This window comes from Bdellovibrio sp. HCB-110, from assembly GCF_047323225.1.
Taxonomy (GTDB): Bacteria; Bdellovibrionota; Bdellovibrionia; order Bdellovibrionales; family Bdellovibrionaceae; genus Bdellovibrio.
The window spans coordinates 2,308,739-2,335,599 of sequence record NZ_CP178750.1 but is presented as its reverse complement, the minus strand read 5'-3'; the positions used below and the strand labels follow the sequence as shown (position 1 = coordinate 2,335,599).

General features: G+C 44.0%; 31 protein-coding genes and 1 tRNA gene. 26 read left to right on the top strand and 6 right to left on the bottom strand.

All coding sequences use genetic code 11. The annotated features are described in order from the left end of the window. The first annotated feature begins 52 nt into the window (after positions 1 to 52). Positions 53 to 460: a type II toxin-antitoxin system RelE/ParE family toxin gene (locus tag ACL934_RS11365; RefSeq protein WP_374073514.1), complete on the top strand. Its 408-nt coding sequence runs from the start codon at positions 53 to 55 to the stop codon at positions 458 to 460. A gap of 1 nt (position 461) precedes the next feature. Next, on the top strand, positions 462 to 758 hold the full coding sequence (locus ACL934_RS11360; protein WP_374073512.1) for an addiction module antidote protein: 297 nt from the start codon (positions 462 to 464) through the stop codon (positions 756 to 758). A 2-nt stretch (positions 759 to 760) separates the two neighbouring features. Here the strand turns inward: ACL934_RS11360 and ACL934_RS11355 are convergent, their stop codons facing one another. Further along, a complete protein-coding gene (locus ACL934_RS11355) occupies positions 761 to 1,165 on the bottom strand; it encodes a hypothetical protein (RefSeq protein ID WP_374073511.1) in 405 nt (134 codons plus the stop codon). A 77-nt stretch (positions 1,166 to 1,242) separates the two neighbouring features. Here ACL934_RS11355 and ACL934_RS11350 point away from each other — a divergent pair, with 77 nt between their 5' ends. Next, complete coding sequence (locus ACL934_RS11350) at positions 1,243 to 2,454, top strand: MFS transporter (protein ID WP_413612263.1); 1,212 nt, start codon at positions 1,243 to 1,245, stop codon at positions 2,452 to 2,454. Here ACL934_RS11350 and ACL934_RS11345 read toward each other — a convergent pair. Beyond that, entirely contained in the window at positions 2,451 to 2,657 is a 207-nt protein-coding gene (locus tag ACL934_RS11345; RefSeq protein ID WP_374073509.1) for a hypothetical protein, read from the bottom strand. The two genes, ACL934_RS11350 and ACL934_RS11345, sit on opposite strands and share 4 nt — an antisense overlap. Positions 2,658 to 2,821: 164 nt before the next feature. On the opposite strand from ACL934_RS11345, the gene ACL934_RS11340 reads away from it, so the two are divergent. The 16 genes from ACL934_RS11340 to ACL934_RS11265 all read left to right on the top strand — a co-directional run bounded on the left by ACL934_RS11340 (position 2,822) and on the right by ACL934_RS11265 (position 19,443). Then, positions 2,822 to 3,313 (top strand): hypothetical protein, encoded by a 492-nt coding sequence (locus tag ACL934_RS11340; protein ID WP_374073508.1) that lies wholly within the window; start codon positions 2,822 to 2,824, stop codon positions 3,311 to 3,313. After that, the gene (locus ACL934_RS11335; RefSeq protein ID WP_374073507.1) at positions 3,310 to 4,584 is read left to right on the top strand and encodes an NfeD family protein; all 1,275 of its coding nucleotides are present in this window, start codon (positions 3,310 to 3,312) and stop codon (positions 4,582 to 4,584) included. The genes ACL934_RS11340 and ACL934_RS11335 overlap by 4 nt, the downstream gene beginning before the upstream one ends. 10 nt (positions 4,585 to 4,594) lie before the next feature. Further along, the gene (locus ACL934_RS11330; protein ID WP_374073506.1) at positions 4,595 to 5,344 is read left to right on the top strand and encodes a slipin family protein; all 750 of its coding nucleotides are present in this window, start codon (positions 4,595 to 4,597) and stop codon (positions 5,342 to 5,344) included. Positions 5,345 to 5,439: 95 nt separating this feature from the next. Further along, entirely contained in the window at positions 5,440 to 6,600 is a 1,161-nt protein-coding gene (locus tag ACL934_RS11325) for a SpoIID/LytB domain-containing protein (RefSeq protein ID WP_374073505.1), read from the top strand. A 36-nt stretch (positions 6,601 to 6,636) separates the two neighbouring features. After that, a complete protein-coding gene (locus ACL934_RS11320; protein WP_374073504.1) occupies positions 6,637 to 8,430 on the top strand; it encodes a hypothetical protein in 1,794 nt (597 codons plus the stop codon). Positions 8,431 to 8,815: 385 nt separating this feature from the next. Next, positions 8,816 to 9,583 (top strand): hypothetical protein, encoded by a 768-nt coding sequence (locus ACL934_RS11315; protein WP_374073503.1) that lies wholly within the window; start codon positions 8,816 to 8,818, stop codon positions 9,581 to 9,583. A gap of 106 nt (positions 9,584 to 9,689) precedes the next feature. Continuing rightward, positions 9,690 to 10,319, top strand: a complete 630-nt coding sequence (locus ACL934_RS11310; RefSeq protein WP_374073502.1) for a hypothetical protein — start codon at positions 9,690 to 9,692, stop codon at positions 10,317 to 10,319. A 135-nt stretch (positions 10,320 to 10,454) separates the two neighbouring features. After that, entirely contained in the window at positions 10,455 to 11,333 is an 879-nt protein-coding gene (locus tag ACL934_RS11305) for a site-specific tyrosine recombinase (RefSeq protein WP_374073500.1), read from the top strand. Between the two features lie 92 nt (positions 11,334 to 11,425). Further along, positions 11,426 to 12,880 carry an ATP-binding protein gene (locus ACL934_RS11300; RefSeq protein ID WP_374073499.1) on the top strand — a complete coding sequence of 485 codons (1,455 nt, stop codon included), beginning with the start codon at positions 11,426 to 11,428 and terminating at the stop codon, positions 12,878 to 12,880. Between the two features lie 61 nt (positions 12,881 to 12,941). Next, positions 12,942 to 13,220, top strand: a complete 279-nt coding sequence (locus tag ACL934_RS11295; protein WP_374073498.1) for a BrnA antitoxin family protein — start codon at positions 12,942 to 12,944, stop codon at positions 13,218 to 13,220. 62 nt (positions 13,221 to 13,282) lie between these two features. Next, positions 13,283 to 13,356 (top strand) — tRNA-Cys (locus ACL934_RS11290). 110 nt (positions 13,357 to 13,466) lie between these two features. Beyond that, a complete protein-coding gene (locus tag ACL934_RS11285) occupies positions 13,467 to 14,051 on the top strand; it encodes a GNAT family N-acetyltransferase (protein ID WP_374073497.1) in 585 nt (194 codons plus the stop codon). A gap of 131 nt (positions 14,052 to 14,182) precedes the next feature. Continuing rightward, positions 14,183 to 15,031 carry a metallophosphoesterase gene (locus ACL934_RS11280; RefSeq protein ID WP_374073496.1) on the top strand — a complete coding sequence of 283 codons (849 nt, stop codon included), beginning with the start codon at positions 14,183 to 14,185 and terminating at the stop codon, positions 15,029 to 15,031. 199 nt (positions 15,032 to 15,230) lie between these two features. Next, positions 15,231 to 15,644, top strand: coding sequence for a hypothetical protein (locus ACL934_RS11275; RefSeq protein WP_374073495.1), 414 nt, complete (start codon positions 15,231 to 15,233; stop codon positions 15,642 to 15,644). A 469-nt stretch (positions 15,645 to 16,113) separates the two neighbouring features. Further along, positions 16,114 to 17,163: a phospho-N-acetylmuramoyl-pentapeptide-transferase gene (locus ACL934_RS11270; protein WP_374073494.1), complete on the top strand. Its 1,050-nt coding sequence runs from the start codon at positions 16,114 to 16,116 to the stop codon at positions 17,161 to 17,163. A 57-nt stretch (positions 17,164 to 17,220) separates the two neighbouring features. Next, positions 17,221 to 19,443: a copper-transporting P-type ATPase gene (locus ACL934_RS11265; protein WP_374073493.1), complete on the top strand. Its 2,223-nt coding sequence runs from the start codon at positions 17,221 to 17,223 to the stop codon at positions 19,441 to 19,443. Between the two features lie 157 nt (positions 19,444 to 19,600). Here ACL934_RS11265 and ACL934_RS11260 read toward each other — a convergent pair whose 3' ends face one another. Genes ACL934_RS11260 through gcvH form a run of 3 tightly spaced genes read right to left on the bottom strand, consistent with a single transcriptional unit; the run spans position 19,601 to position 21,257 of the window. After that, the gene (locus ACL934_RS11260; protein WP_374073492.1) at positions 19,601 to 20,044 is read right to left on the bottom strand and encodes a Fur family transcriptional regulator; all 444 of its coding nucleotides are present in this window, start codon (positions 20,042 to 20,044) and stop codon (positions 19,601 to 19,603) included. Between the two features lie 39 nt (positions 20,045 to 20,083). Further along, positions 20,084 to 20,833 carry a methyltransferase domain-containing protein gene (locus tag ACL934_RS11255; protein ID WP_374073491.1) on the bottom strand — a complete coding sequence of 250 codons (750 nt, stop codon included), beginning with the start codon at positions 20,831 to 20,833 and terminating at the stop codon, positions 20,084 to 20,086. A gap of 25 nt (positions 20,834 to 20,858) precedes the next feature. After that, positions 20,859 to 21,257 (bottom strand): glycine cleavage system protein GcvH, encoded by a 399-nt coding sequence (gene gcvH, locus ACL934_RS11250; RefSeq protein WP_374073490.1) that lies wholly within the window; start codon positions 21,255 to 21,257, stop codon positions 20,859 to 20,861. A gap of 227 nt (positions 21,258 to 21,484) precedes the next feature. On the opposite strand from gcvH, the gene ACL934_RS11245 reads away from it, so the two are divergent. After that, complete coding sequence (locus ACL934_RS11245) at positions 21,485 to 22,165, top strand: YoaK family protein (RefSeq protein ID WP_374073489.1); 681 nt, start codon at positions 21,485 to 21,487, stop codon at positions 22,163 to 22,165. Between the two features lie 110 nt (positions 22,166 to 22,275). Then, on the top strand, positions 22,276 to 22,506 hold the full coding sequence (locus ACL934_RS11240; RefSeq protein ID WP_374073488.1) for an AbrB/MazE/SpoVT family DNA-binding domain-containing protein: 231 nt from the start codon (positions 22,276 to 22,278) through the stop codon (positions 22,504 to 22,506). A gap of 24 nt (positions 22,507 to 22,530) precedes the next feature. On the opposite strand, the gene ACL934_RS11235 is transcribed toward ACL934_RS11240, so the two are convergent. Then, complete coding sequence (locus tag ACL934_RS11235) at positions 22,531 to 23,955, bottom strand: PLP-dependent aminotransferase family protein (protein WP_374073487.1); 1,425 nt, start codon at positions 23,953 to 23,955, stop codon at positions 22,531 to 22,533. 114 nt (positions 23,956 to 24,069) lie between these two features. Between ACL934_RS11235 and ACL934_RS11230 the strand changes: the two genes are divergently transcribed. From ACL934_RS11230 to ACL934_RS11210, 5 genes are all read left to right on the top strand, one after another. Then, positions 24,070 to 24,348, top strand: coding sequence for a DUF2917 domain-containing protein (locus ACL934_RS11230; protein WP_374073486.1), 279 nt, complete (start codon positions 24,070 to 24,072; stop codon positions 24,346 to 24,348). 51 nt (positions 24,349 to 24,399) lie between these two features. Continuing rightward, positions 24,400 to 24,720: a BON domain-containing protein gene (locus tag ACL934_RS11225; RefSeq protein WP_374073485.1), complete on the top strand. Its 321-nt coding sequence runs from the start codon at positions 24,400 to 24,402 to the stop codon at positions 24,718 to 24,720. An 11-nt stretch (positions 24,721 to 24,731) separates the two neighbouring features. Further along, complete coding sequence (locus ACL934_RS11220) at positions 24,732 to 25,295, top strand: DUF3341 domain-containing protein (RefSeq protein WP_374073484.1); 564 nt, start codon at positions 24,732 to 24,734, stop codon at positions 25,293 to 25,295. A gap of 97 nt (positions 25,296 to 25,392) precedes the next feature. Then, positions 25,393 to 26,004, top strand: coding sequence for a paraquat-inducible protein A (locus tag ACL934_RS11215; protein WP_374073483.1), 612 nt, complete (start codon positions 25,393 to 25,395; stop codon positions 26,002 to 26,004). Beyond that, positions 25,988 to 26,818, top strand: a complete 831-nt coding sequence (locus ACL934_RS11210) for an MlaD family protein (protein WP_374073482.1) — start codon at positions 25,988 to 25,990, stop codon at positions 26,816 to 26,818. The genes ACL934_RS11215 and ACL934_RS11210 overlap by 17 nt, the downstream gene beginning before the upstream one ends. Positions 26,819 to 26,861 lie beyond the last annotated feature (43 nt).

Genomic DNA, 26,861 nt, shown 5'->3' with positions numbered 1-26,861 from the left:
GTTCGGATCTAGCGCGTAATTGCATTATATCTTAGGTAAGTATCGCCTTTGTATGTTTCTTCGTAAGACACAAATCCGTATGTCATTTATAGTTGACAATGTGTCGTTTATAGGAGACAATAAGGTGCTTCAGAAGCGATGGGCTATTTACTATAAGGATAGTAAATCTGGCAGAGAGCCAGCGAAAGAATGGATAGCTTCCCTAAAAGATAAAATGGGAAAAGCAAAAATCATGGCTCGAATTGCTAGAGCTGAAGTAGGTAATTTCGGCAAATGGCGAAGCGTTGGAGATGGTGTTTTTGAATTGAAGATTGATTATGGTCCTGGATACCGAATTTACTACGCCTTAGACGGGAACGAAGTAATTTTACTTTTAGTGGGCGGTGATAAGTCAACTCAAAGCAGGGACATTAGTTTGGCAAAAGAACTGTGGATGTCTCATAAGCGGGAGGAGAAGTGATATGGCAAAAGGCTCAAGTTTTCAAGAACATCTAAAAATAGAACTTCTTGATCCGGAGTTCGCCGCAAGTTATCTTGCTGCGGCCCTCGAAGAGGGTGATGAAAAATTTCTGTATGAAGCGCTGGCGGAAATCGTAAAAATCCATGGAGTATCAAAAATTTCGTCCGAAACCGGAATTGCTCGGCAAGCTTTATATAAAATGTTGTCTTCGGAAGGAAATCCGTCATTTAAAAATGTGGCGAAGCTGTTAGCCGCTGTCGGTTTGGAAATCTCTATCCAACCCAAACAAGTCGGGTAAATTTACCAACGAACACCCCAACCGTAAAGATCTACATAAATACTGTCATACGGGAAGGCGAAACGAAGTCGTCCTGTGAAGTATCCTTCGTGCCAAGGACGGAACTCCACTCGGGTTAGACAACTTTGTCCTGGATACAAGAGATTAGGACAGTTGCTCCATGCCCAATAAGCAGATCCCATGATGAAAACGCCTCGAACATTCAGGGGGTCATTGCCGGTGTTGCGTAAGTAAATGTCGGCCCATTCGCTCCAATTCACACGCACGTTTCCGAAGTTATAATAGTAATAACGGGAAGATTGTGTTTCAAGAGTCGCTGGGTTGACAGTGAGTTCGACAGAACTGGATTTTGCAAAAGTCGGGAAGACGAGAAAAATCCCGAGGAAAATACTTAATACGAGCTTCATAAGCACCTCCTGTCACTTCCATTTTTTCGCAACTAAATCTCGCTCGCAAAGTTTTTCCGTAGTATGCTCTTCTTGTCATGAAAGAGTCCGTCTGGTCCCCGATGAAATTTTCAGTCTATAGGTCCTTCTGGATCTGTGCTTTTCTTTCAAATTTAGGAACATGGATTCAAGATGTAGCGGCGGGTTGGGTGATGACACACTTAAATACTTCTCCGCTTGTCATTTCACTTTTATCTTTCTCTAGCAGTCTGCCTATTTTGTTTTTAAGTATTCCTGCGGGTTATGTGGCGGATCTTGGGCATAGGAGAAAAGTTTTACTTTTCGCTCAAGGTCTTATGTTTTTTGCCGCAGGTCTTTTAGCGTATTTAGTTTGGCAAGAAAAAGTCACGGAACTCAGTCTTCTTGGTTTGTCTGTTGTCATGGGAATCGGACTTGCAATGACGAATCCAGCTTTCCAATCGGTGTTGACGGATTTAGTCCCGTCACATTTGCAAGCGCAAGCGGTTCTCGTCTATTACATGGGAATTAACATCACGCGAGTGCTGGGGCCGACAATTGGCGGTGGTCTTTTAAGTGGATTCGGACCGGGGAGTGCCTTCTTTGTAAATAGTTTGTCATTCCTAGGACTCATTATCTTTTTCTACCGTTGGCCTGTGTCGGCGGGCGCCGGCAGAGTGGAGAAGTCTGGAACTGAAGTAGTGCCTCAACTTAAAATTCAACCCGAAGATTGGTTGCCACTTTTTTCTTTGCACAATTTAAAACTATGGGTGGAAATTTTTGTCGTCACATTCTGTGCCTCATCGCTATGGGCTTTGTATCCAACGCGAGGTCGGGTGGAGATGGGATTGACATCTCTTCAATACGGTTCACTTCTGGGGTTTTTCGGTTTAGGTGCGTGTCTAAGTGCCGTCCTCTCTGACAAAATCATGTTGCCGCATCGAACGCATAAGTCTTTGGCGGGTTCCTACATTGTGTATGCAGCCGGAATTTTGATTTTAGGTTTTGCTCCCAATTATTGGTTCTTGTGTGCAGCGATGTTCTTAGGTGGGACGGGGTGGTTGGTTCTTGCAACTTTGATGAATATGAGTTCCCGCCAGATCACGGGAAAGTCTCATTTGAAAGCGACAATGCTCGGAGTGTTCTTGGCTGTATTTTATGCCGGAATGGCTTTGGGGTCCGTCACATGGGGAGCGGTTGCGAAATTGAGCCATACATCAATGGCTCTTCTTATTGCGGGAATTATTCTAACTCTTGTGGGGTTTGCAAAGGGTCTACGTTCTGTCTTCTAGTGAACGCGGTGGTGAGTCGACTCTTTTTCAGAAGAGCAGCATGGGCATTTCGCATCTTCTTGAAGAACAGCGAATTCACTCATTTGATTGTAGCTAAATTCAAGGGCACCACCGCAGATATCGCAGTTGTTGATGGCTTTACGGAAGTCTTCTCTTTTGTTGTATTCTTCAGTCGGAATGATGTTGAATTTGAAAATTTCCATAAGGGCCTCCCTGTCTTGATGTTCTTCTTATCGGCACTTTTTGTCTCAACTTGAGACTTTTTAAGGCGTAAACCTCCATATATGTCTTTTTGCACGGCTTTGAGCGGCGCATTAGCGTCCGGTTTTCCTGTCTACAGCCTTAGGTCTAGAGTAAAATCCCCTTCATGAAAGACTATATTCAATATTTGCAGGACGTCCTTGGACTTCAAAATGTCATGCTGCCCCCCATGGAAGGAAGTGAGGTTAAAACGCGCTTTTTTACCGCGGAAGGCCCTTTTGAAGCTCACGAATTTCAGCACTATGAATTGGTCTTCCTCAATATTCTTACTCAGGCCAAAGAGAGTTTCTTTAACGCCGACGTGCGTGATCTTTTTGAAAAGATGAAAGCGGCGATGAAGTTAAAAAATCTCCAAGTGCTGGAGCTTGATTGCACCGTGGACGATCGCTCGCAACTTCCGTCAGAACTTGCAAAAATCTGTGAAGGCAAGGTGGTCGTTGTCTTTAGTTCCTTCCCGAAAGATATCGGGGAATTGATCTTCAAAGGACCCGGCAAGTGGTTGGAAACATACAGCCCCGCTTATCTACTTGAGGATGCGGGCGCAAAAAAAGTTGTGTGGAATGATCTGCAAAAAGTAATGAGGGAGCTGGGTTTATGAAGAACCTGGCTCTTTTTTTATTCTTATTTTTTATGGGTGCGAGCCAAGCTCAAGCCGCTTGCACGGTCGCTGTTACAATTAATGAGGCGATTTCCGCATCCACCTCTGATTACTTAGAACGCGCAGAAAAAAGAGCGAAAGAGAATAAGTGCGATTCTATTTATTTGCGCATGAATACTCCTGGCGGAAGTCTGCAAAGCACGCGTTTGATCGTGGAACGTATTCTAGCGTCGGATCTTCCCTACTTGTGTTTGATCACGCCGCGCGGAGGTCATGCTGGAAGTGCCGGTGCTATCATTTTACAAGCATGTCATGTCAATGGCGGAGTCATCGCGACGAACATTGGGGCTGCGACACCGATTCTTGGGACGGGAGAAAAGACTCCTGACGACTTACGCAAAAAAATAATTAACGACACCGTCAGTTGGATGGAAGGTGTGACCAAGCTTCGTGGGCGCAGTTTGAAGTTTTCAAAAGAGATCATCACAGAAGCAAGGTCTTCAAGCAGTGAAGAGGCTCATAAAGAAAAGGCCCTTGATATCTTAGCCGCCAATGAACTTGATTTTCTACAACAGGCGAAAGGCCGCTCTGTCATCGTGGGAGAAAAGAAAGAGCACACGGTGGCTGTCGGAGATCTGCAAGAATTCACTCCGGACTTGCGCTACAAAGTTCTAAGTTTTATTGCAGATCCGGAGTTTGCGTATCTTCTCTTCATGGGAAGTCTGGCTCTTTTGTACGTTGAGATTACTCATCCTGGTTTGATTGCGCCCGGAGTGATTGGTGGTATAGGTTTGGTGTTGTCACTCATCGCTTTCCACAAGTTGGATGTTGCCTGGGGCGGATTGGCTTTGATCCTTTTAGGGATCGCATTCCTGATTCTAGAAATTTTCCTGCCAAGCTTTGGTGCTTTGGGTGTCGGTGGTCTTATTTCTGTTTTTGTCGGAAGTTTATTTTTGTTTGATGCGCAAACCACGGGGTATACATTGCCCATCTCGTTGATTATCTCCGTCGTCTCTGTTTTGGGATTGTTCTTTTTGGGTATTGGCTATCTCGCCGTAAAGACCATTCGACACAAATCTCGTGATGTCGATTCGGATCTTGCTAGTACTGACGGCGTTGTTGTTTCCGTCGAGGCTAACGGTCATCGTGGACAAATTCAAATTATGGGAGAAACCTGGCGGTTTGTCTCTGAGGATTCTTTAAAAGAAAACGACCGAGTTCATGTGACGGCACGGCAAGGTCTTACTTTGAATGTGAAGAAAGTGAAATAAGGAGAGTGAAATGGAATTTTTAATAGCGATAGTAGTCATTGGCGGAATCATCTTAAGTTCCATGATTAAGATTTTAAATGATTGGGAGCGCGGCGTGGTCTTGCGCTTGGGTAAAGCCATTGGTGTTCGTGGGCCGGGCTTGATTCTTCTTATTCCATTTATTGAGCGTATGATTAAAATCGACACGCGCACGATTGCTATGGATGTACAACCTCAAGACGTCATCACGAAAGATAATGTCAGCATGCAGGTGAATGCCGTAGTATACTTCAAAGTGGTTTCTCCACTTGAAGCGATCACAAAGATTGAAGACTATTACTTTGCAACAAGCCAGCTTGCGCAAACGACGTTGCGTTCGGTGATGGGGCAATATCCTTTGGACGACGTCCTCGAGCACCGTGATAAAATTAATGCAGCTCTTCAAGGTATTTTGGATAAACACACGGAAGCGTGGGGTATCAAAGTTACGATGGTCGAAGTAAAACAAATTGATCTTCCCAAAGAAATGCAAAGAGCCATGGCCCGCGAAGCTGAGGCAGAGCGTGAACGTCGTGCGAAGGTCATCAGTGCCGAAGGGGAAGTACAAAGAGCGCAAAAACTTCAGGAAGCTTCTTTGACTTTGGCGGGTTCTCCATCGGCATTGCAGCTCGCTTATATGCAAACTTTGACAGAAATTGCGGGTGACAAATCGAACACGATCATTTTCCCTTTGCCGCTGGACATCATTAAGCCGCTTATTGATAGCGGAAAACAAAACTAGACTTTCATCCTCGCGGATGATTGCGGTTTAATATAAGGGTCAGACAAGACGTTTTGACAGACCAGTAAACCAGTACTCTAAGGACGGAGTGGCAGTTGAAACTGATTTGGGCATCATTGTGTTTCATCTTTGTGTATGTCAGTTTTCTTTCCGAGGCACAATCATCGTTAATTGAAGGTAACGAGATTGTGCGGGTTCGTCTTATGACGACGCCTCAAAAAGTTCAAATCTCAGGTCTAGGCCTTCGTTTTCAGAATCTCAATAAACCTTTTAAGCCCGTCGCTATTCCCCAGAATGGCCGGGCCGAAGTTCGTTTGATGGAAAAAGAAGGTAAAAAGATTTGGGCGTTGCGTGTGAATAACAAAGACCCTGAACATCTTTTTGCTGAAAAATTTCTTTTGATCCAAGGAGAGAACCTAAGATTCGGAGCGCAGTCTCTTCCTTCACGAGTTCTTCTTAATATGAACGCCAACAAAAAAGTCGATGTCGTGGGGGTCATGCCCTTGGATGACTATGTTGTTGGCGTGCTTGCAAGTGAAATGCCTTTGTCGTGGCCTCTTGAAACTTTGAAAGCACAAGCTGTCGCCGCAAGATCCTATGCGCTGGCTGTGATGGAAGAGCGCAAAGACAAGCCTTACCATCTTGAGAGCAGTATCCTTGATCAAGTATTCCGTCACGTTCTTGATGAAGATGAGAACGACCCTTTGATTAAAAAAGCTGTTCAAGCTGTTCGTGAAACTCAAGGTGTGAAACTCTATGCCTCGAATGACAAAGTTCTTAAGGCGTTCTTTCATTCTGATTGCGGTGGTAAAACGACGTCTCCAAAAAATGTTTGGAACTATGGCGTGAATGCCGGGACCACTGTCGATAGTTCGTGTCCGACAAATCCTCGCGCTCATTGGAAGCTGACGCTGACAAAGGAAGAGCTCAGTCGCCGTCTTCAGGTAACGGATATCTCGGGTATAGATTTAATTCGTATTCCATCTGAAAATCGGGTGAAGTCCGTGCGTTTGGCTCTTAATGAATCTTCAGAAAAAGTGATGTCTGTGAATGACTTCCGTCAAATGTTGGGCTTTCAAGATTTGCGCAGTGCTTTGTTTGAAGTAAAAAAACTTGGCGGAAACTTTCTGTTTCAAGGTCAAGGCTTTGGTCACGGCGTGGGACTTTGCCAGTGGGGAAGTCGAGCGCTTGGGAAAAGCGGTCACAATTATAAGCAAATCTTAACGCATTACTATCCTTTGGCCCGCCTCAAGTAGATTCAGTTCTCTTCATTATTACCCGAAAAGTACGGTATGAAAAAACAGATCGTTCTAGTCGGCTTATTTGGTGTTCTAGGATTTTCGATTTCACTTTTCGCCACGGAAGCGGAAGGGCCTTGTGTTGATTGTGCGGTTGAAGAAAACAAATCCGTTGGTGCTCTTAAAAAAGTAGCAGATGCGGTTAAAACAGGAAATTCAAAATGGATCGACGCCTACTTTATCGCCGACACGAAAGTGACAGGTAAAGAGCTGGATGTTGTTTTTAAAAATCCTCAAGATCTAAATATTTCTAATGAATCTTTGATTACTATCAATACTCACTACTCTAAATTTTTGGAACAAACTAATTTGCAAGAGGCTCTTAAATACACAAAGACCTCCGTCAATAAACTAAATCATGAGGAAAAGCTGCTCTTCTTAAGTATGATCGGCAGTAAGTTATCTGCGGGATATAGTGCGACGACAACAGAGAATAAGGACTTAGAAGCCGTTTATCAAAATGCGGTGAAAGCGCAAAAAGAAGGCGGCATTTGCGGGGACATTCATAAGCTCTTAGGTGAAGTCGCTAAGAATTTAGGATTTGAAGAGGTCGGCCGTCATACGGGTCAATGGCAGCAAGATCTTGCGAAAGACGATGCTGGTGGGCACGCGATCATGCATTTCCGCGATCCCAAAACGGGCGAATACTACGTGCAAAACTATTCGCAAATATACAACACAAAACAAAAGACGTTGCAGTCTGCTGTCGACGTTTCAGCAAAAGTTATGGGTGTTCTTACGGGCGCACAATATATCGAATCACGTCCTGGGAAAGTACATGAATATGTTCCGGCAACTGCGCAGTGGGTGAAAGATCAAATCGAAGGTGTCGCGCGATTTAAACCAGATCAAGCGGCATTTACGATCAAAGCCAGTCAGAACGAACAAACTCTGGCAGCTCAGTTCGGAAACGACACGGCAAAGGGTTTTGTGTTGGGAACAAAAGTGATGACAGATGAAGGTGTCTATCACTTAGAGGCAGCCGGAGTTTCTGCGCGCACGGGTGCAAGTATCATCACAGCTGGAATGTTGATTGATGAAGTGAAAGCTACGGCGGAAGTTTATGGCGGTGCCTTAAAAATTTCGGCTCCGGGTTTTGATGCAAAAACACAAAGTTTTCGCGAAGGCGAAAGAAGTTCTTTGTTCTTCGGTTCAAATCTGAAAGGGTCGGCGCGAATCAACAACACGACTGGAAAAATTGAAGTCAATACCGTGGCGTTGAACACATCTTCTGGTGCTCGTACGGAACTCAAAGCCGGTTTGGAGCATGAGTTTAAAGAGTTGAATCTCAAAGTTTCTGCAGATCGAACGTGGAGCTGGCAGCCGATCGATATCGAGCAAAAGTTTAACGGCCGTATGACGACAACTTATGATCGTATTGGTGTTATGTACGACACAAGTAATCCTGATAAAAAAGAAGCTTACTTGGTTGTAGGCGCGGACGTTTATTTCTTAGAAGGCGTGAATACCAGTTCTGCGGTCGCTTTGAAAAATTCTATCAAAGCTGTCATCCCGACGGAAAAGTTGGGAACTTTCAGTGTTGGTGCAGATTTGGGAAGAATCGTTGCCAATAAAAGCAAAGATCCGTTTTACAACACGGTTCCTGTTTCATCTGTTCATGTGGATTGGTCAAAGAAGATCAGTAAACTTGTGGAAGTCGGCGCTTCGGTTTCGCGCACGCGTGGAAATCAAATCACTCCATTTGGAGTTATCGGGCCGATCAGTCCTGTGATGGGGACAACGGAAAAGAAAGTACAAGGAATGGTGTACTTACACGCGAAATTTTAAAAAACTAAATATTTTAGAATCCCAAAAAGACTCGGGCTGCAAACATGAAGACGGCGCCCAAGATCAATACGTTAGTTGCTGTGATTGTCATGACTAATTCCTTTATAAAATCTGTACAAATCCCATTTCGGTAAGGTGAGGAAAAATCTTAAATATTTTGTTTTTCGGCGAACTTTTGTACGTTCCAAGATGTGACAGAGTGCCGCTTTTGCGCTCCTCCCGTAGACATTTGACGCTTAAAGCCTGTTTGTTTCACCCTGAGAAAGGCCTAAAAAGCCACGTGGTTTCATGTATTTATGATTCATCTGCAACGTTGGCACAGGCATCGCAAAGAAGACTCTGTGAGAGGTTCCTTTTAAACCGAACTTCTTAAAGAGAGGCTGATATGAAAACATTCAACTCAAAACTGATCTTCCTTTTGGCGGCGATTTCTATCTTAGGTGTTGGCTGCGGTAAGAGCGAACAGTTTCAGACAAACTCCACAACAGGAGTTGTTCAGCCAATCATTAATGACGGTACAAACCCAGTATCTCCAGATGGTCCGGGCACAGGCACAACAACTGGAGCAACAGGTTCTAACGTAGTTGATTTCAAACCAGTGTCGATCGCAGAGTTCAACTCTTACGTAGCGATGCACCCATTGAATAACCCGACTAACTTTAAGTTAACTGTTGATTTGCAAAATGCAGGAAACGGCCGTTACGCAGGATCTGTGAAAATCTCTTATGTTGATACAGGTTACAACTACGAAGGTCGCTTTGAAGCTGGTTCTGGAACAAACGTTGATATGTACAAATTGAAAGATGCTAATCTTATGGAAGCTGAATTCAACAGATGGTTCATTATCAACGGTAAATACTACTTCTCGGCTTTCTTCCAAGATGCTTACGGTGCCGTAGTTCTAGTGTTTGATGACTATATTAACCAAGGTGATGCTCAAGGTTCAGGAGCTGTGTCAGGTCGCGTATACTACAAAAACTTCGCGCAGTCTTACGCTCAGCAATCTCCTTACAGAAAATGCTGGTACATCTACGACGGTCCATACAACTGCCGCGCTTCTGCTGTCATCAACAAAAACACTCCATACCCAGGTGATGGTTACAGATTGCTCGGAACATTCAGCGGATTGAACAAAGCAGCAGCTATGAAGTAGTCGGCGGGCGCCGGCAGAGTGCAGGGCCAGAGGCCCGGAACTGAAGTAGAATTTAAGTTTAACGTTTTAGAAGATTTTAATAAAGGAAACTAACTAGGAGAATAATATGGAAGGACTTAACAATAAAACTTTAAGTTTTCCAGCAAAGTATTTCACACGAGCTTTCGCAGCGCTGGGAATGGTTCTCGCTTTGGCGGCTTGTAATGACGGCGGAGGCGGCGGTGGTACTGTCGTAGTTCCACCGATTTACGGAAGTGGTTGTACAAACTGCGCGGGTTCAATCCCAACGCCAGTTGTTTTGACAACATTCCAAATGCAAAGTGCAAATGCGAATATTACTTTCTCGAATATGCAGATGATTGGTCAATCAACACGCATCATTCCTAATGCATCTGGCAACAACTACCGTAATTACGAAGGTCCGATTGCGGTTCAAGGACAGATGGTCGTTGCAAAACCAGAAATTGATCCTTACAATCCGTCGTGCGTAATTCAACCAGGCACTTACACATTGCAAACATACTCTGTTGGGCAAATGGGTTATGCGGGTGGCGATATCGTCGTACCGACACTTCTCAGTGCGACAAGTTCTATTGAAATGCGTATCGATTCTCCAGAACCTACAATGGCGGGGGCACTTTTGACTGAACAAGGTCAAAGACTCTATGCAAAAGTGACGGTTCTAAGAGTGAACGGATATACTTGCTCGCAATCGTTCTTCGGAATCTTTAACTAACGAGGTTCTAACAAACAGAATCACCAAACCCCGAGGAGACTCGGGGTTTTTTATTTTCCCGTGTTGCTCTGAGCAGCAAAATGCTGAACATAATATTCCCTTGCGCTTGGAGGAAAGTCTCGGTCTAATATATGTATGGAATTACCTCTTTGGATCGACTTCTTTGATGAGCTACAAAATGTACGAGGACGTTCCCAGAATACGGTGATGGCATATCGCCGCGACCTGGAACTCTATATCGAGTATCGTAAAACCAATAAAACAGTCTCTGGATTTTACGAGTTTATGAAGAAAAATAAACTCTCCACGCGTTCACAGGCGCGTGTGATCTCGTCGCTAAGAACTTACTTTAAGTTCTGTGAAACACGAGGAATGAAATGCGAAGAGCTGCGTGAACTTCGTCCGCCGAAGGTGAAGGTGGGACTTCCGAAAGTTCTGACTCCCCAAGAGTTCCAGCAACTTTTTGATGCGGCAGAAGTGCAAGACCCTGTGAAAACAGCGCGCAACCAGCTGACTCTCTTGTTCCTTTATGGTTTGGGCTGCCGTGTTTCTGAATTGATTTCTTTAAACGTGGTTGATTTCAATGCCACGGATCGTTGGGTGAAAGTTTTAGGTAAGGGAAGTAAAGAGCGTTTGGTTCCTTTGACTGAAAAACTTTCTGAAAATCTAACAGCCTACTTGAAAGAACATCGTCCGACTTTGATGAAAGAAAATTCTCCATCAATCTTGATCAATGATCGTGGTCACCGTCCTTCGCGTGTTGACGTGTGGAGATGGCTGGCGGCTTGGTCGGCGAAGGCGGGGTTCCCTGAACCTGTGAATCCACATAGATTCCGTCACGGCTGCGCAACGGCGTTGCTAGAAAGTGGTGCGGATCTGCGCTCGATTCAAATGTTGTTGGGACATGCAAGTATCCAAACAACACAGATCTATACAAGTGTGACCACCAATACGATGTCGCGAACGATCGAAGATCACCATCCTCTTTCGCATATGCCGGAAGCGGAAAAGTAGAAGCTGTTTGTCCGGACCTCGTAAGGGCCTCTTGCTGAGAGGCCCTTTGTTTTTCTTAGAGGCTGCGCCATTTCTTGCTTGGCCTTCCGAGCATGAAAATACAATCACTCATTCGCGAAAATGATCGTCTTGTTCCTGTTGAAGTTGAACTCAGCTTTATTCCGGGACTTCCACAAATCCAATTCTTAGGTCTTCCGGACCAAGCCATTAAAGAAAGTATTCATCGAATTAAAAGTGCGATTCGTTCGCAGGGATTTGAATTTCCGAAAGCTCAACAGATCCTGGTGAATCTTCGACCGTCACATTTAAAGAAGACTTCGCGAGGATTGGAATTGGCTGTGGCTTTGGGAGTGCTTTGGGAAAGCGAACAAGTTCCCAAGCCTCAAGAAGATGCTGTCTTAGTTTATGGTGAATTGTCTCTTGGAGGCGGAGTTTTTGAACCAGAGGATTTGAAAGAAGACTTTGAACCTGTCTCTGAAAATATGATGGTGTGGACGGGGAGTTCGCAAGAAACAAAAGTTCCTTTTACTCGCGCGTGTTTGACGGAGCTTCGCGATTTGAATGCTCCAGAAATTTTTCCAGGTGTCGCGCGAGAATATAAAGTCGAGCGTCCGGTGTATGGCTTGGATTTAGAATTCCCCGAACGACAAGCGGAAATGCTAAAGCTTGTGGCTTTAGGAGAGCACTCTCTTTTGCTCGCAGGTCCTGCGGGTTCTGGTAAAAGTACGATTGCAAAAACCTTGTTGTCGTTGCTGCAAGAGCCTTCGCAAGAAGATCTTCATGAAATTGTTAGAAACAACAAAGGCTCCGGAGGGGAGCTGGCTTGTTGGCGTCCCATGGTGCACCCTCATCACTCCACGTCGCCCCTCGGCTTAATTGGTGGGGGTGTGCCTCCTTTTAAAGGAGAGTTCACTCGGGCTCACAAAGGTATTTTGGTTTTGGATGAATTGTTGGAGTTCAATCCTCGCGCGCAAGAAGCTTTGCGCGAGCCGATGGAAGAGTTCTTAGTTCGTATCAGGCGAAGTCGTTTCGTTGAAGAGTATCCGGCGGAGGCGTTGGTTGTTGCGACTACGAATTTGTGTCCTTGTGGAGACTGGGTTCCGCAATCCAAAGTGGTTTGCGGAAGATCTTTAAAGAAGTGTCAGTCTTACCAAGAAAGACTTTCGGGACCACTGGTGGATCGTTTTCAATTGATCTTCTTTACGCAAAAACGGGAACTGGGGAATGTGGTTTCCGGAATTGAAATTTTAAAAACTCTTGAAGACGTAAGAGCTTTTAGAAAAGAAATGGCGTTGAAGGATGCGAGATTTAGTAAGGTTGCCGGGCGATGGAAATGGGAAGAGCTTATTCAGGATCTGCCTAGTTTTTACCTTAAAGAACTTTTCCCAAAAGAACTCGCATCTCGGCGTCGCGACCTCGCAACGCTCCGAGTCGCGAGATCCTATGCTGACTTGGAAAAGTCCGAAAAGCTCACTCCGAAGCACGTTGAGCGGGCCTTAAAAGCCACTTATGTGCCGTTTGAAGCTCTGAAACGGCTCGGCTGTTGAGGGTTGATAATATGTTAAAAGTATGCATAATATATGTATATATTATGCATTTAGGTGGCTTGTGGCGAAAGTAAAGACACACAAAACTAAAATCAACTATGGCAGTGTAGAGATCGAGGAAGGGGTTCTTTCATCGCAAAATGTCAAAATAAGAACGACTGCGATGATTGATGGTGACGTTCTAGTCGCGCTTAAAGAGCGAGCTGCGAAAGAAAACACGAAGTATCAGACGCTTATGAACAAGATTTTAAGAGAAGCTGTCCTTGGCATTGAACCGTCTTATATCGATGAAATAGAGCGCGCTCTCTTAAAACGAGGTTTTATTAAAAAGGGAAAATGACCCATACCGTCTTTCGCATTGACTTAAAACGGCTTCAGATCTAAATTGAGTTTCCTCTTTAAGGTGATGTGGCCGAGGGGTTAGGCTCAGCTCTGCAAAAGCTGCTACAGCGGTTCAAATCCGCTCGTCACCTCCAAGTTCTTTCCGAAAAAAATGCCAAAAAAATTGTAAGTGAATGATCGATATTATCTAATTCAATTTGGATATAAAGTTTGCGTTATCCTGCTAGTAAATGGAGTTTAAGGTATGGAAGGTAGTAAAATCCGACTACGAGACTGGCGACTTGAAGACGTAGCACCGTTTAGACGTTGGCAAAAACCGGGTATGCCGTGGCAAACTTTGGATGGGCCGTACTATCGTTCAACAGAGGATGAATCTGAGAGATTAGCTGACGAGCTTAAGAGTCGTATTGAAAAGGCAGATTTCCCAACACCGCGCATGCGATTGGTTATCGCCGATCGTAGGACGAATGAACTTATTGGTACGGTCTCTAGCTACTGGGAATCCAAAGAAACAAATTGGCTCTGTGCCGGAATTTCAATTTTCGATCACGCCAAATGGGGACAGGGCATTGGTTGGGAAGCTCTTGGGCTTTGGATTGATTATCTCTTTGAAAATCATCCCAATATTGTTCGGTTGGATATGCGCACTTGGTCTGGCAACGTCGGCCTTATCCATTTAGCGAAAAAATTAGGTTTCGTCCGAGAGGCCTGTTTTAGAAATGCTCGCATCGTTGATGGGAAGTATTTTGACGGTTTGGGATTCGGAATTTTAAGAAGCGAGTGGTATGAGCTTAATCCAAGTGGATTCTCTGCGCGGATTCGCGAGTGATAAACTATGAGCATGGAGTTAGGATAAAATCTCTGATCATTTAAGTCTTATTTTTAATTCAAAACTTGTTGGAATGATATAAACACTGGACTGTTTCTTTTCTTAAAAATATCCTTAGGTGGATGAAAACTTTGAAAAAAGCATTTACAGCCCTTATATCCATCGGGCTTCTAATTCTTGTCTGGTCTGTAGCAATTGAACCAGGACTTTTGATTCAACGAGACGTTGAAGTTTCGAAATGGCCCGTATCTCCTCTGCGTATTGCATTTTTCTCTGATTTGCATGCTGGTGCTCCGTACATTACGGAAAGTTACATCGAAGACTTGATTTCACGAATCAATAAGATGCAGCCGGATATTGTTTTGATTGGTGGGGATTTGGTAATCACCGGTATAATTGGCGGATCCTATATTCCGATTGAAAAGATCGCTGATCTTTTAAAAAAGCTAAACGCGCGTCTTGGGGTATATGCTGTTTTGGGAAACCATGATTGGTGGGATGATGGTGAACATATCAATCAGGTTTTAAAGAAAAACGGTATCAAGGTTTTAGAGAATGAGGCGGAACTCATTTCGATTGACCCAAACAATCATTTTTGGCTTGTAGGAGTTGGAGATGATTTTACCAATCACTCTGATATTCGTCTTTCTCTTTCGAAGGTTAATACTGCCGATCCTCAAATTTTATTTATGCATGATCCGGCAGCGATATTTCAGGCTAAAAATAAATTTGATTTGGCGCTGGCGGGACATCTTCATGGAGGACAAGTTTTTGTGCCTGGAGTTGGAGCTATCTTTACAATTGGCGATGCTCCGAGAGAATGGGCAGAAGGATGGGTTGATTTTAAGTACGGGTCTCTTTTTGTAAGCAAGGGAATTGGGACTAGCATTTTCCCTGTGAGACTTAATGCCCTTCCAGAATTCGTCGTTGTGGATCTTAAGAAAAATTATGGTGTAGATAAAAGCGATAGCAAAAATTAAGGCAATCAGAATCGGCAAAATTTTATCCAAGTTCTGGGGGCACTGTTGTGATTATTTCGCTCTGGCTAAATTCATTTGGGTCGGAACATACAGGAAATAATTTATTTCAATATTGGGGTTCATTCTGAGACAGGTCTTTGGGCTAAACTGTGGGGAATTTATTCCGATAAGTAACTACTTGATGTAGCGGGTGGTTGGAATGAATGAAGCTTTAAAGAAGGCTTTGACGTTTGGTGGGACGATTGTTGGTGGGGTTATTGGGTTTGCTGTCGCTCAGTATATCTGGGTGCCGCAAAAAGCTGATCTTTCTACTGTAGCTATAGAACTTAAAAAGCAGCTACCCATGATGGTTGATCAATATACCATGCTTGTGGATGCTGAATATAAGAGTGGCGTCTTTTCCTACATATATACTATCTCTCTTGAGAAAGAGGTATTCACGGCGAGACAATCGTCGATGAAAGATCATCTGCTTAAAGGCGCATGCAGTGACAAATTTGCTACGTCTCTGATGAATGACTACAAGGTTCCAGTTGAATATAGATATCTAGACTCAAAGAAAGAACAAGTGGGAAGCTTTCGAGTTCAGAAGAGTGATTGCAAATCGTTGTAAGAAGGAGCTATGGAGCGGGAATGGAAGATAAATGCTTGGATACATCTTGGAATTCCTTCATTGGGAGCTCTATTTGCCATATTTTTACCTCTGATTGGGTCGGAACGGTTTCTTATCTCTGTAATGCTTTTCATCGGTGCTTATCTTGTTCTTAAATCTAAGATTAGTCTTAAGAAACGATCTCGAAAGTTGATTGAATGGGGAGTGGAGGGAATGACGACCAAGGAAAATGTACGTTATTTCTTTGGATATGTTTTACTTGCTCTCGCAATTGGGCTCATTATATGGGCATATGTAAAGTAAGAGGATGTCGATGAGTCCGCGAGTTCTTGCAGTGTCAAAATGGTTCTAGTATCTCAATTCTAGGTGCATCATTAGTTTTGCTATTCCCTCAAGGTGCCCTTGACAATGAGTGATCCCCTGAAATTAAATTATTAGAGATAAATATAAATCTCATAAGGGAGACCACTTGCTATACTGGCTTGGACAAGCGCTTGAACACTATTACGGTCCCTTTCGTCTTTTCACGTCTCATTTGTTTCTTGGTGGTTTGAGTACCGTACTTTGTTTTGTTCTGACGTTTTATTTCCTGCCTGTGTTGATGGGCTTACTTCCTACTGATCGTGGTCGTGCGCATGCGATTCAAAGTGGCGCTTCAAAAGGAAAGCCTACTGGTGCGGGAGTGATCTTTGTTTCGATTTTCACGTTCATTCAACTTGTTTTGCTGCCGCCATCGCTGCAGGCTTGGGGAATTTTAGCACTGACTTTCTTGGCTATGTTGTCAGGCTACTTCGACGATCGCTCGGTTGATTCATGGGGAGAATATAAGAAAGCGTTGCTGGATGTTTTTTTAGCGGTGGGTACGGCTGCTTTGCTTTGTGAAATGCAGGCCGTGCAAATATGGCTCCCGTTTACGCCGACGTCTTTTATGATTCCGCCCATTGTGTTTATTCCTTTCTCGGCCATTTTAATTTGGACTTCTATCAATTGCACCAATTGCAGTGATGGAGTCGATGGTCTTTCGGGAACTTTATCTGTTCTGGCTTTTGCCATCTTGGGTTTGCTTTTGTACTTTGTGGTAGGTCACAAAGACATCGCCAACTACTTGCTGCTTCCACATTATCAAGACGGAGCTGTTTGGGGAATGATGGCATTTGCCATGGTCGGATGTATTTTGGGGTATCTGTGGTACAACGCCAATCCTTCGATGCTGTTAATGGGCGATGCAGGGTCGCGGGCTTTAGGATTTTTAATGGGAGTCATCGTTATCAAATCCGGCAATCCATTTACAATTTTAATTGTCTCTACCGTGTTGCTGGTCAATGGTGGGACTGGCCTAGTGAAAGTCGCTTTGTTGCGTTTCTTAAAATTTTCTTTATTCCGAACAATTCGTTTCCCGCTGCATGATCATGTTCGACACAACAAAGGCTGGTCGAACACCCAGGTGCTTGTGCGTTTTTCACTGATTCAAGTCATGCTTTTGATTGTTCTGCTCGTGATTTTACTGAAGGTTCGTTAGTCTCAATAAGTTGTGCGAGGATTTGATAATTCTGAAATTGTAAAGGGGAGGTTGGTAATGAAAAATGGCCCTCATGGTTCTCACGAACACCATCACCACCAACATCATAATCAAGATCAAAAAGTACCACGTCCCATAAATACGGCTTCGTTAGATTCCAAGACAGTTTACACCTGCCCGATGCATCCTCAGATTAGACAAGATAAGCCAGGAAGCTGTCCGATTTGTGGCATGGCTCTTGAGCCCCTTCAGCCCAATCTTGAAGAAGGCGAAGATGCAGAGTTAAAGGACATGAACCGCCGCTTTAAGGGATCATTGTATTTTACTATACCCCTTGTTTTACTTGCGATGGCCGAAATGATTTCGGTACTAAGTATTCATGTCATTTCAAATTACGTTTCTTTGAACCTTATTCAACTCGTTCTTGCAACACCCGTGGTCTTGTGGGCGGGATACCCCCTGTTTCAAAGGGGTTGGGTTTCGATAAAAACTTGGAAGCTTAACATGTTTACGTTAATCGCAATGGGCACGGCTGTAGCCTATGCATATAGCGTTGTGGCGACGCTATTTCCTAAACTGTTTCCAGAAATCATGAAAAATCAGCACACGGGAGAAGTCGGTGTTTATTTTGAGGCAGCGGCAGCGATCATCACTCTCGTGTTGCTAGGTCAAGTTCTTGAGTTAAAGGCCCGCAAGCAAACATCAGGAGCGATCAAAGCGCTTTTGGGGCTGGCACCGAAAAAGGCATTAAGAATTCGCGATAGCCATGAAGAACTTATTGATTTATCGGAAGTTGTTAAGGGAGATTTTCTTCGAGTGAAACCCGGAGAAAAAATTCCGGTAGATGGGGTTATCGTTGATGGTCAGAGTTCGATTGACGAATCAATGATTACGGGTGAGCCGATTCCAGTTGAAAAAACCAAGGAATCTAAGGTCACTGGTGGAACACTCAACGGCACGGGTTCCTTTGTTATGCTGGCTGAAAAAGTTGGTTCTGACACACTTCTTTCGCAAATTGTGAAAATGGTATCAGAAGCTCAACGTAGCAGGGCTCCGATTCAAAAAGTCGCTGATATTGCCTCCAGTTATTTTGTTCCCGCTGTGGTTGTTACCGCCGCCATTGCTTTCTTGGTGTGGTACTTTGTAGGACCAGAACCAAGGATGACTTATGCGGTCGTTAATGCCATTGCAGTATTAATTATTGCCTGTCCTTGCGCTTTGGGCCTCGCGACACCCATGTCAATTATGGTGGGAGTTGGGCGGGGAGCCCAGAATGGTATCTTGATTAAGGACGCTGAGGCGCTTGAGATTTTTTCTAAAATAAATACCTTGGTGGTAGATAAAACGGGAACTCTGACGGAAGGTAAACCCACTCTTTCAAATGTCATTTCGATTTCAGGTTTATCTGAGGATGAAGTTTTGCGAATTGCTGCAGCCATTGAGCGTTCCAGTGAGCATCCTTTGGCACAGGCGATCGCAAAAGGCGCGGAAGAAAGAAAAATTAAATTTGATATTGAAATTCAAGATTTTAAATCGACAACGGGAAAAGGCATTTCGGGCGGGGTCGAAGGTAAAAGATACTCTGTTGGAAATGCAAAATGGGCTTCAGAGTTAGGATTTGATCTCTCCGCTTTTGAGGGACAAATCGGTGCTATGAGAAAAGAAGGCCAAACTGTGATGGTCCTTATGTCGGATACGGAAGTCTTAGGCTTTATATCCGTGATGGACAAGATTAAAGGAACGACGCCTGAAGCTGTACGAACACTTCAAAATCACGGGATCGAAGTGATAATGTTGACCGGAGACAACCAGGTCACGGCAATGGCTGTGGCAGAGAAGATTGGCATAAAAAAAGTAGTGTCAGACGTACTTCCAGATCAAAAAAGGAAAATTGTCGAGGATCTGCAAAAGGAAGGTCGCGTTGTCGCGATGGCTGGAGATGGCGTTAATGATGCTCCAGGTTTGGCACAAGCTCATGTAGGCATTGCCATGGGACATGGAACGGATGTGGCAATTGAAAGTGCGGGAGTTACTTTGATCAAGGGAGATCTCTTAGGGATTGTTCGTGCTCGTAACTTAAGCTCAGTCACGATGAGAAATATCCGCGAAAACTTATTCTTTGCATTTATTTATAATTTTGCCGGAGTGCCAGTTGCAGCTGGTATATTATTTCCTGCATTCGGGATTCTTTTAAGCCCTATGTTTGCAAGCGCAGCAATGGCACTAAGCTCGGTCTCTGTAATTGGCAATGCTTTGAGGCTCAGAAGAACAAAAATCTAAGACCAAAGAAAAAGATGTCGTGCTACTTTTTCTGTTCACTATCTTCGTGGGAATCTTTCGAGATGCCAAACACGCGTGGAAAAAGAAAAAGTCCCGCGATAAAAGAGATCAGAATAAAAATGAAAATAGCCCCAAGTATGACTTCAGCGCCCATGAGTTAGACTCCCTTTGTTTTGGGGTCGCATTTTGAGCAATAGCCGTAAAATACAACCGATAGATTTGCCTTAGAGAAGTCGTGGATATCTTTAAGGGCTTTTTCAATTTTTTTAAATAGATCATCATTACCTTTGATAATCTTACTACACGATTTGCAGATGTAATAATGGTGCGCCTTCTTGTCGAAGATGTATTGAAAGATTTTGCCCTTTTTAGGAAGGGAGAGTTCTTGTATGACCTCTAAGGCTATAAACTTCTCAATATTTCTATAGATAGTGGTTCGATCGACATCGGGTAGATGTTTACCCATGAAGTCTTGAAGCTCCTGAAAAGGAATATGACGATGTTGGTTGTCCAAGAAAAACTGGATCAGCATCTTTTTTGAAGAGGTCATGCGAAGGCCGTGTGACTTTAAATAAAGAACCAGGTCCTTATGTTTTCTCATCAGATTTTTTCTCCCGTCAGATAAGTATCACAGATCCTATTAGGATTCTTCAGAAAAGAATTTGAAAAATGAAGGAACTGAAGTGGTTCTGGTGTTTGATTGTTTTGAGTCTTTGATCCACATACAAAGAAATCCTCCTTCAATGAACTGGCTGTGTATTAACTTCCAGAACTTGTTCGTGGAGCCACCGTAACCGTGATAGGTAATTAAAACAGTTCCCTCTTTTGCTTTCTTGAGTTCTTCAGACACCTTCGCAATATATTGGCGGTAGTGGTCTGTACTCATTTTAATGTTGCTGTCGATCAAAAAGGCATTCAGAGCCGATACATGTTCCTGAAAAGGATTGTAGAGGTAGTAAATGTCGTAATCCGCCCAATTCAAATCAATAAGATTTCCATTGGAAAATTTAACTCTATCTAAATTGTTTACGCTTACGATTTCATCGCTAATCGCGACTAAATTTCGGCGTTGTTCTACGCCGTAGATTTCTAAATCGGTCAATAGACGAAGGAGAATACAAAGTTTTCCAACGCCACTTCCGAGGTCGATAAACTTTTTGCCTTTGTAGGGCTGTAGCCACTCTGCAAGAGTTTGAGCTACTTTGATCGAAGTCCAATGCACGGGCGAGAGAAAGCGGAAGAGAGGGGGAAGTATCTGGTCGAACTCGTTATCGTCTAATGGAACACCTGATTTGAGATGTTGAATGAGTTCGAGAGGGAGAATTGGAGGGCTTTCAAATTTTTCCGACAAAAGGTCACGGGTTGCTTTATCTTGAGAATCGTCGCTCATCGTTTTTTCCTTCTGTCGAAACTTTTTATGGCGTTCCCAACTTTTCTAGAAATTCTCGATATTCTTTCGATCTCATCAAACCCACAAGATCACGTTCGCTGTCCATTTCTATTCTGAATAGCCATCCTTCTCCGAGAGGATCATCGTTAATCGCATTAGGATCCTCCGTTAGGGACAAGTTGACCTCTAGTACAGTGCCGTTAATCGAAGAGGCAAGATCATGGATTCTTAAGACACTTTCAATGGAGCCTAAAACTTGCCCAGGAGCGGCGTGTTGCCCGTCTTCGGGAAGATCTAAGTAGAGGACTTCTCCGAGTTGATCGAGAGCATGCTCGGTGAGGCCGACTGTGACTAAGTTCTCATCCACTTGCAGCCATTCGTGATTTTTTGTGTAGTAAAGCTCTTCAGGTATTATGTAGGACACAGCCTCTTCCTGTTCAGTGTATTAAAAAAAAGCCACGTTGAGTCGTTCTTGATCGCATTTCGAGCGGCATCGGTCAAGCTATTACTGCAACTTGTTGCAGTAATAGCTGATTGAAGTTAGGATGCTTTTCTATAAGAAGACTCAGTCCTCAAGGGTTCCTATCTATGCTTTATGGTAATGAATCAATATCCCACTATACTCGAAGTAATATCTCAGTTTGGATGCTCATGGCTTTTCAAGCCGGATTGTTAAACATTGGCGGATTCATGGCGTGTCACCGCTTCGTTTCTCACGTCACGGGATTTGCGACTTTTTTTGGTTATGAAGTTAGTCAAGGAGATGAACTGCACGCATGGGGGATGCTGGTAGTGCCTCTGTTCTTTCTGTTCGGAGCCATGTTGAGCGGACAGCTTGTCGATCTAAGATTGAAACTTCACAAAAAACCAAAATACTATATCGCGTTTGGTTTGGTTTTTTTACTTACGTTAGTTGTATTTGCTGGTGGCCTTCTGGGGTATTTTGGAATATTCGGTGAACCACTGCAGTCAATACATGGGTATGTATTGTTAATGCTGCTATGTCTGATTTGTGGTACGCAAAACGGGACAATCACGACGGTTTCAAAATCTGTCATTCGCACCAGTCACCTCACGGGGATAACGACAGATTTAGGTATTGGCCTCATCCGAATTCTGAATCATCGAAAATTGGGCGATCATACGGAAAATGAATGGAAAGCGACAATGATGAGGCTCGGAATCATTTTCTTTTTTGGCTTTGGTTCAGTTTTGGGTGGATATGCCTTTAGCCGTTTTGGATACGGTGGATTTTTAATTCCGGTTTTGACATCAGGAATTTTGTTTTGGGCGATGATGTATTTTCAAGTGTGGCTTCCTACTAAGAAATAAATTTCAACACCTACGACCTTGGACTGGTATGGGCATCGTTTGTGGCTTGTCTTTAAAGAGTCATTCGACAACGCACTTTTCACACCTTATTCTCTAAGGAGGGGTGAGTTATGAGCAAAACAGGTGCAACTTCAAAAGCCTCAAAGAAAAATCAAACAACAATTCCTGCGCGAGTTCGAAGAGCATTGGGGATCGCAAAAGGCGACACTCTGCTTTGGACAGTGAGCGGCGATGAGGTCTCTATTCGTATTCTCAGAAAGGTCAACATCGACTGGACGAAGACGTCTGAGATGTCTCTCCTTGAGTGGAACTCTAAAGAGGACGAAGAAGCTAGTTTATAGACTTCGTCCCATGTAGGCTTGGTCTTAAAGCTGTTGCTTCGCCAGAGTCCCCAAAGTCTTAATCGCCGCATCGATTTCTGGCTTCCACAGTCTTCCGCAATTTATACGCAAATAGTTACGGTAGTTTCCATTGGCAGAAAAGATCACTCCAGGGGCGATACTGATTTTCCTCGTAACGGCGGCTTTGTATAACTCGAGTGAGTCAAACTTTTTAGGAAGCTCCAACCAAAGCATAAATCCTCCCTGAGGTTGTGTAAACCTTGTTTCTTCGGGAAAGTGCTTTGAAACTGATTGGGAAACTTTGTGCAGTTGCTCTTGTAAAACAGGACGAACCTTTCTTAAATATCGTTCGTAAGCACCTGTCGCTAAAAATTCCGCGATCACAAACTGTTGCAGGCGATTTGAACCCACCGTACTGCTTCGTTGCACACGACTCATTTCTTTCGCAAATTTTCCAGGAAGAACCCATCCCGTTCTTGATCCGGGGGAAATAGTTTTTGAGAACGAGGAGCATGAAACGACAAGACCTTCTTCGTCAAAAGCGCGAAGAAGTTTGGGCCGAACTCCTGAGAATGCAAGATCGCCATAGATGTCGTCTTCAATGCCTGGCACACCGAACTTGCTGAATATTTTCACAAGTTCGCGCTTGTTGGCATCAGGCACCACGGAGCCTAGAGGGTTGTTAAAATTGGGCATAAGAACAGCGGCTCCAATTTTATATTTAGAAAGAATTTTTCTAACGTCATCAGGATCAACACCCATTCGTGAATGAGCCGGCACCTCAATGACTTTAAAACCTAGGCTTGCGATGGATTGCAAAATTCCAAAGTAGTTTGGTGATTCAATCAGAATGGTGTCGCCCGGTTTTAGAATGGCTCTTAAAGCCATGTGCAGAGAATCCAAAGCTCCGTTGGTGATAAGCACATCAGAAGCAGCCACTTTATGCCCGGTTCGGATAAGTCTTTTAGAGATTTGCTGTCTGAGTGGAAGATGTCCAGGAGCGAATTCATATTTCGCGTTGACGTCGATATGAGTGCGCAGAACGGATCGTGTGATGCGCGCAACTGCTTCGTTGGGATGAAGTTCCGGAGACAGGCAGGCCGCTCCTAGTAAAACATACTTGTCACTGGCGGCGGCTTCAAAAAGATCAGCAACCAAGTCGGGAATATGAATGGGGGCTGGCTTTGCTTGAACCTCTGTTTCTGGTCGAACTTCTTCTGTCGCCAAAGGGCTCGCAACATAAAAACCAGATTGCGGGCGAGACTCAATAACACCACGGCGTTCGAGCAGTATGTAGGCCTGCAATACTGTATTGATACTGACGTTAAAGAGTTTACTTTGCTGTCGTACGGAGGCAATTTTCTCGCCCGAACGAAGTGCTCCCAATTGAATTTGGGATTCGATTTCCTTGGCCACTGTCTCGTAAAGAAGCTGGTCTTTGTTTGTCATGATTCTAATATACCTCATTATTTGCTTAATAGGAAACTGTACCCATCAAAAATTCAGCGAACTGAATCTGTATCCATTTGCGAAAATGGCATAAATTAGATCTTAGGAGTTGTTATGCGAAAAGCAGATCACTTTCAGTTATTAAAAGGTGAGATCTATACGCAATCAAAACAAGACATAGGCATTACCTGCCTCACTGGGGCCTTGTGGGTTACACAACCCGAAGAAGGGCGTGATATCATTTTATCTCCTGGTGAGTATTACTGGGCCGATAAATCTAAAGGTAAGCTCGTCGTGGAAGCTCTTAACGATTCAAGTCTTCAGGTGTCTGGATGCAAAACTCCTGTAGAGCAGCATCCGATGAACCTCAAAAAATGTATTATTCCTTACTAGGTTGTTTCATAACTTAAGTTCGTATTTCATTGAGCCTCTATTGGAGGTTTTATGAAATACATCGTTTGTGTCATGGCCATTGCTTTATTCAGCAGTAATGGCTTCGCTGTGGATTCCTATCCTGGGAAAACGGCGGAAGAACAAAAAATGACAATCAAAGATACCGAAATCACTCGCAACATTCGTCAAAAAATCATAGAGGATCGTTCACTGAGCGTGAATGCCCACAATATTAAAATTATCAGCGAGAACGGCAAGGTCACCTTGAAGGGAGCTGTGGCTTCAAGTGCCGAACAGCAGAAGGTGGGCGAAATTGCAAAAAGTGTTGCTGGTAAAACACCCGTCGTCAACGAAACAACAATTTCAAAATAACAGGAGGAAATATGGAAAAAGGACATAAAGCCGTATTCGGCATTTTTGAAACTCGTGCAAGTCTTGAAGCGTGTGTCGAAAATCTGAGAACCGCAAATTTTAGAAACTCTGATATTTCAGTCTTAATGGCTGATAAAGGTGACTCTAAAAAGTTTGCTCATGAAAAAGGAACGAAAGCGCCCGAAGGTGCAGCTATCGGCGGTGGTACTGGTGCAGTTCTTGGTGGAGCTTTAGGTTGGCTTGTTGGCGTCGGAGCCATTGCTACGATTCCGGCTCTAGGGCCTTTGGTTGCTGCGGGTCCTATCATGAGTGCTCTTGCAGGAGTGGGTGTTGGTGGTGCCGCGGGAGGACTGGTTGGTGCCCTTGTTGGTCTTGGTATGCCAGAGTATGAAGCCAAAAGATATGAGAGCATGGTGAAAAACGGCGGAATTTTATTATCAGTTCATGTCGACGACAGCGAATGGGCTGATAAAGCGGAAACTATTCTAAAAAATAATGGCGCCAAAGATATCGCAAAATCTTCTGAAGAAGGTGGCAGAAGAAAAGATGTTAAGTATCAAGATAGACATCCATAGTCTGGTTTGAGGGAGAGGCCATCTCCCTTTTTTAATGGTTCTCAACACCTTCTTTGTCTTTTCATGACGGCTTTAATTCAAAGGCTAGAATAAAAGAATGGCTGAAAAAGGGCCCTCTCATTCGACATGCAAGATCTGTGGAGAAATTCTTCCGCGCCCCGAAGGGGATTCCTCCTTTGTTGCATGTTCACGTTGTGGAACTACGAACAGAGTGAGAAAAGCAGACACCTTACAAATAACTCTGGCCTTCGCGATTACGGCTTTAATTCTTTATATTCCCGCAAACTTTTTTCCTTTTATGAGTTTGGAAATGTACGGAAACAGAAATACCTCAACAATTTGGCAAGGGATCGTTTCCTTAGTCGATGCCGGATCGTGGGGAATCGCGATTATCATTTTTTTAGCGAGTATTCTAATTCCTTTTGTGAAACTAGTGATCCTCTTTTATCTGGGGTTTACGGCACAAAACGGACAAAATCGCAGACTCAAAACCAAGCTTTATCTTATTGTCGAAGCGATTGGTCGCTGGTCGATGTTAGACATTTTTTTGCTGGCTGTTCTTGTCGCCGTGATGAAGATGGGACATTGGGCCCATGCTGAGCCAGAAATAGGTTCGGGAGTGTTTGCTTTGGTGGTTATTTTCACAATGCTTTCTTCCGCTTATTTCGATCCAAAGGTTCTTTGGGAGCACGATGATGAACAACATTAAGTCGACGTGGTACCTTTGGCTATTCCCTCTCTTTGCCGTCCTAATTGCAGGTTGGTTGTTTTGGGATTACTACCGGCATCGAGGTCCGACAATCACGATTTATTTTGAACAAGGCACGAGGATTAAACCCAACAAAACAGAGTTGCGCTTTCGCGGAGTGCAAATTGGGAGAGTCAGTGAGGTCTCAATTGCGCCTGATCAAAAAAAGGTTGTCGTTCGAGCGGATCTTGATCGTGATGCCGAGAACTTTGCCAAAGAGGGAGCCAAGTTTTGGATTGAATCTCCCCGAATTAGTTTTGAAGAGATCCGTGGCTTAGAAACTTTAGTCGAAGGAAGTTATATTGGCGCGGCACCGGGACACGGTGATAAAAAATTGGAGTTCACAGGTCGCGATGAAGGTTCGGGGTTGAAAGATCCACTGGAAGATACCGCCCCTTTTAAATTAGAAGCGCGAAACATAGAATCGGTGGGGGAGGGTGATCCCGTTTTCTATAGAGGACTGAATGTGGGCTCTGTTTCAAGAGTTCATCTTTCAAAAACAGCACAGTCCGTTGTCATGCAGATTCGTGTGCCTTGGGAGCACGCAAAACTTATTCGTACCAACACCGTCTTTTGGCGTAAGGCTGGATTTCAGGCGAAAATCGGATTGCTTAAGTCGGAAGTAAAACTCAGTTCTTTTGATGCGTTGTTAAGGGGAGGAGTCGAGTTTGCAACTCCAGATCCGCCCGGAGAAAAAGCGAAGTCCGCGTTGATTTTTCAACTGAACGCCGGACCTCCCAAGGATTGGGAAAAGTGGAATCCTCCACTTAATTAAGATGCCGACTTTTCCGTCGATCCCTTTGCGCGTTTCCATTGTT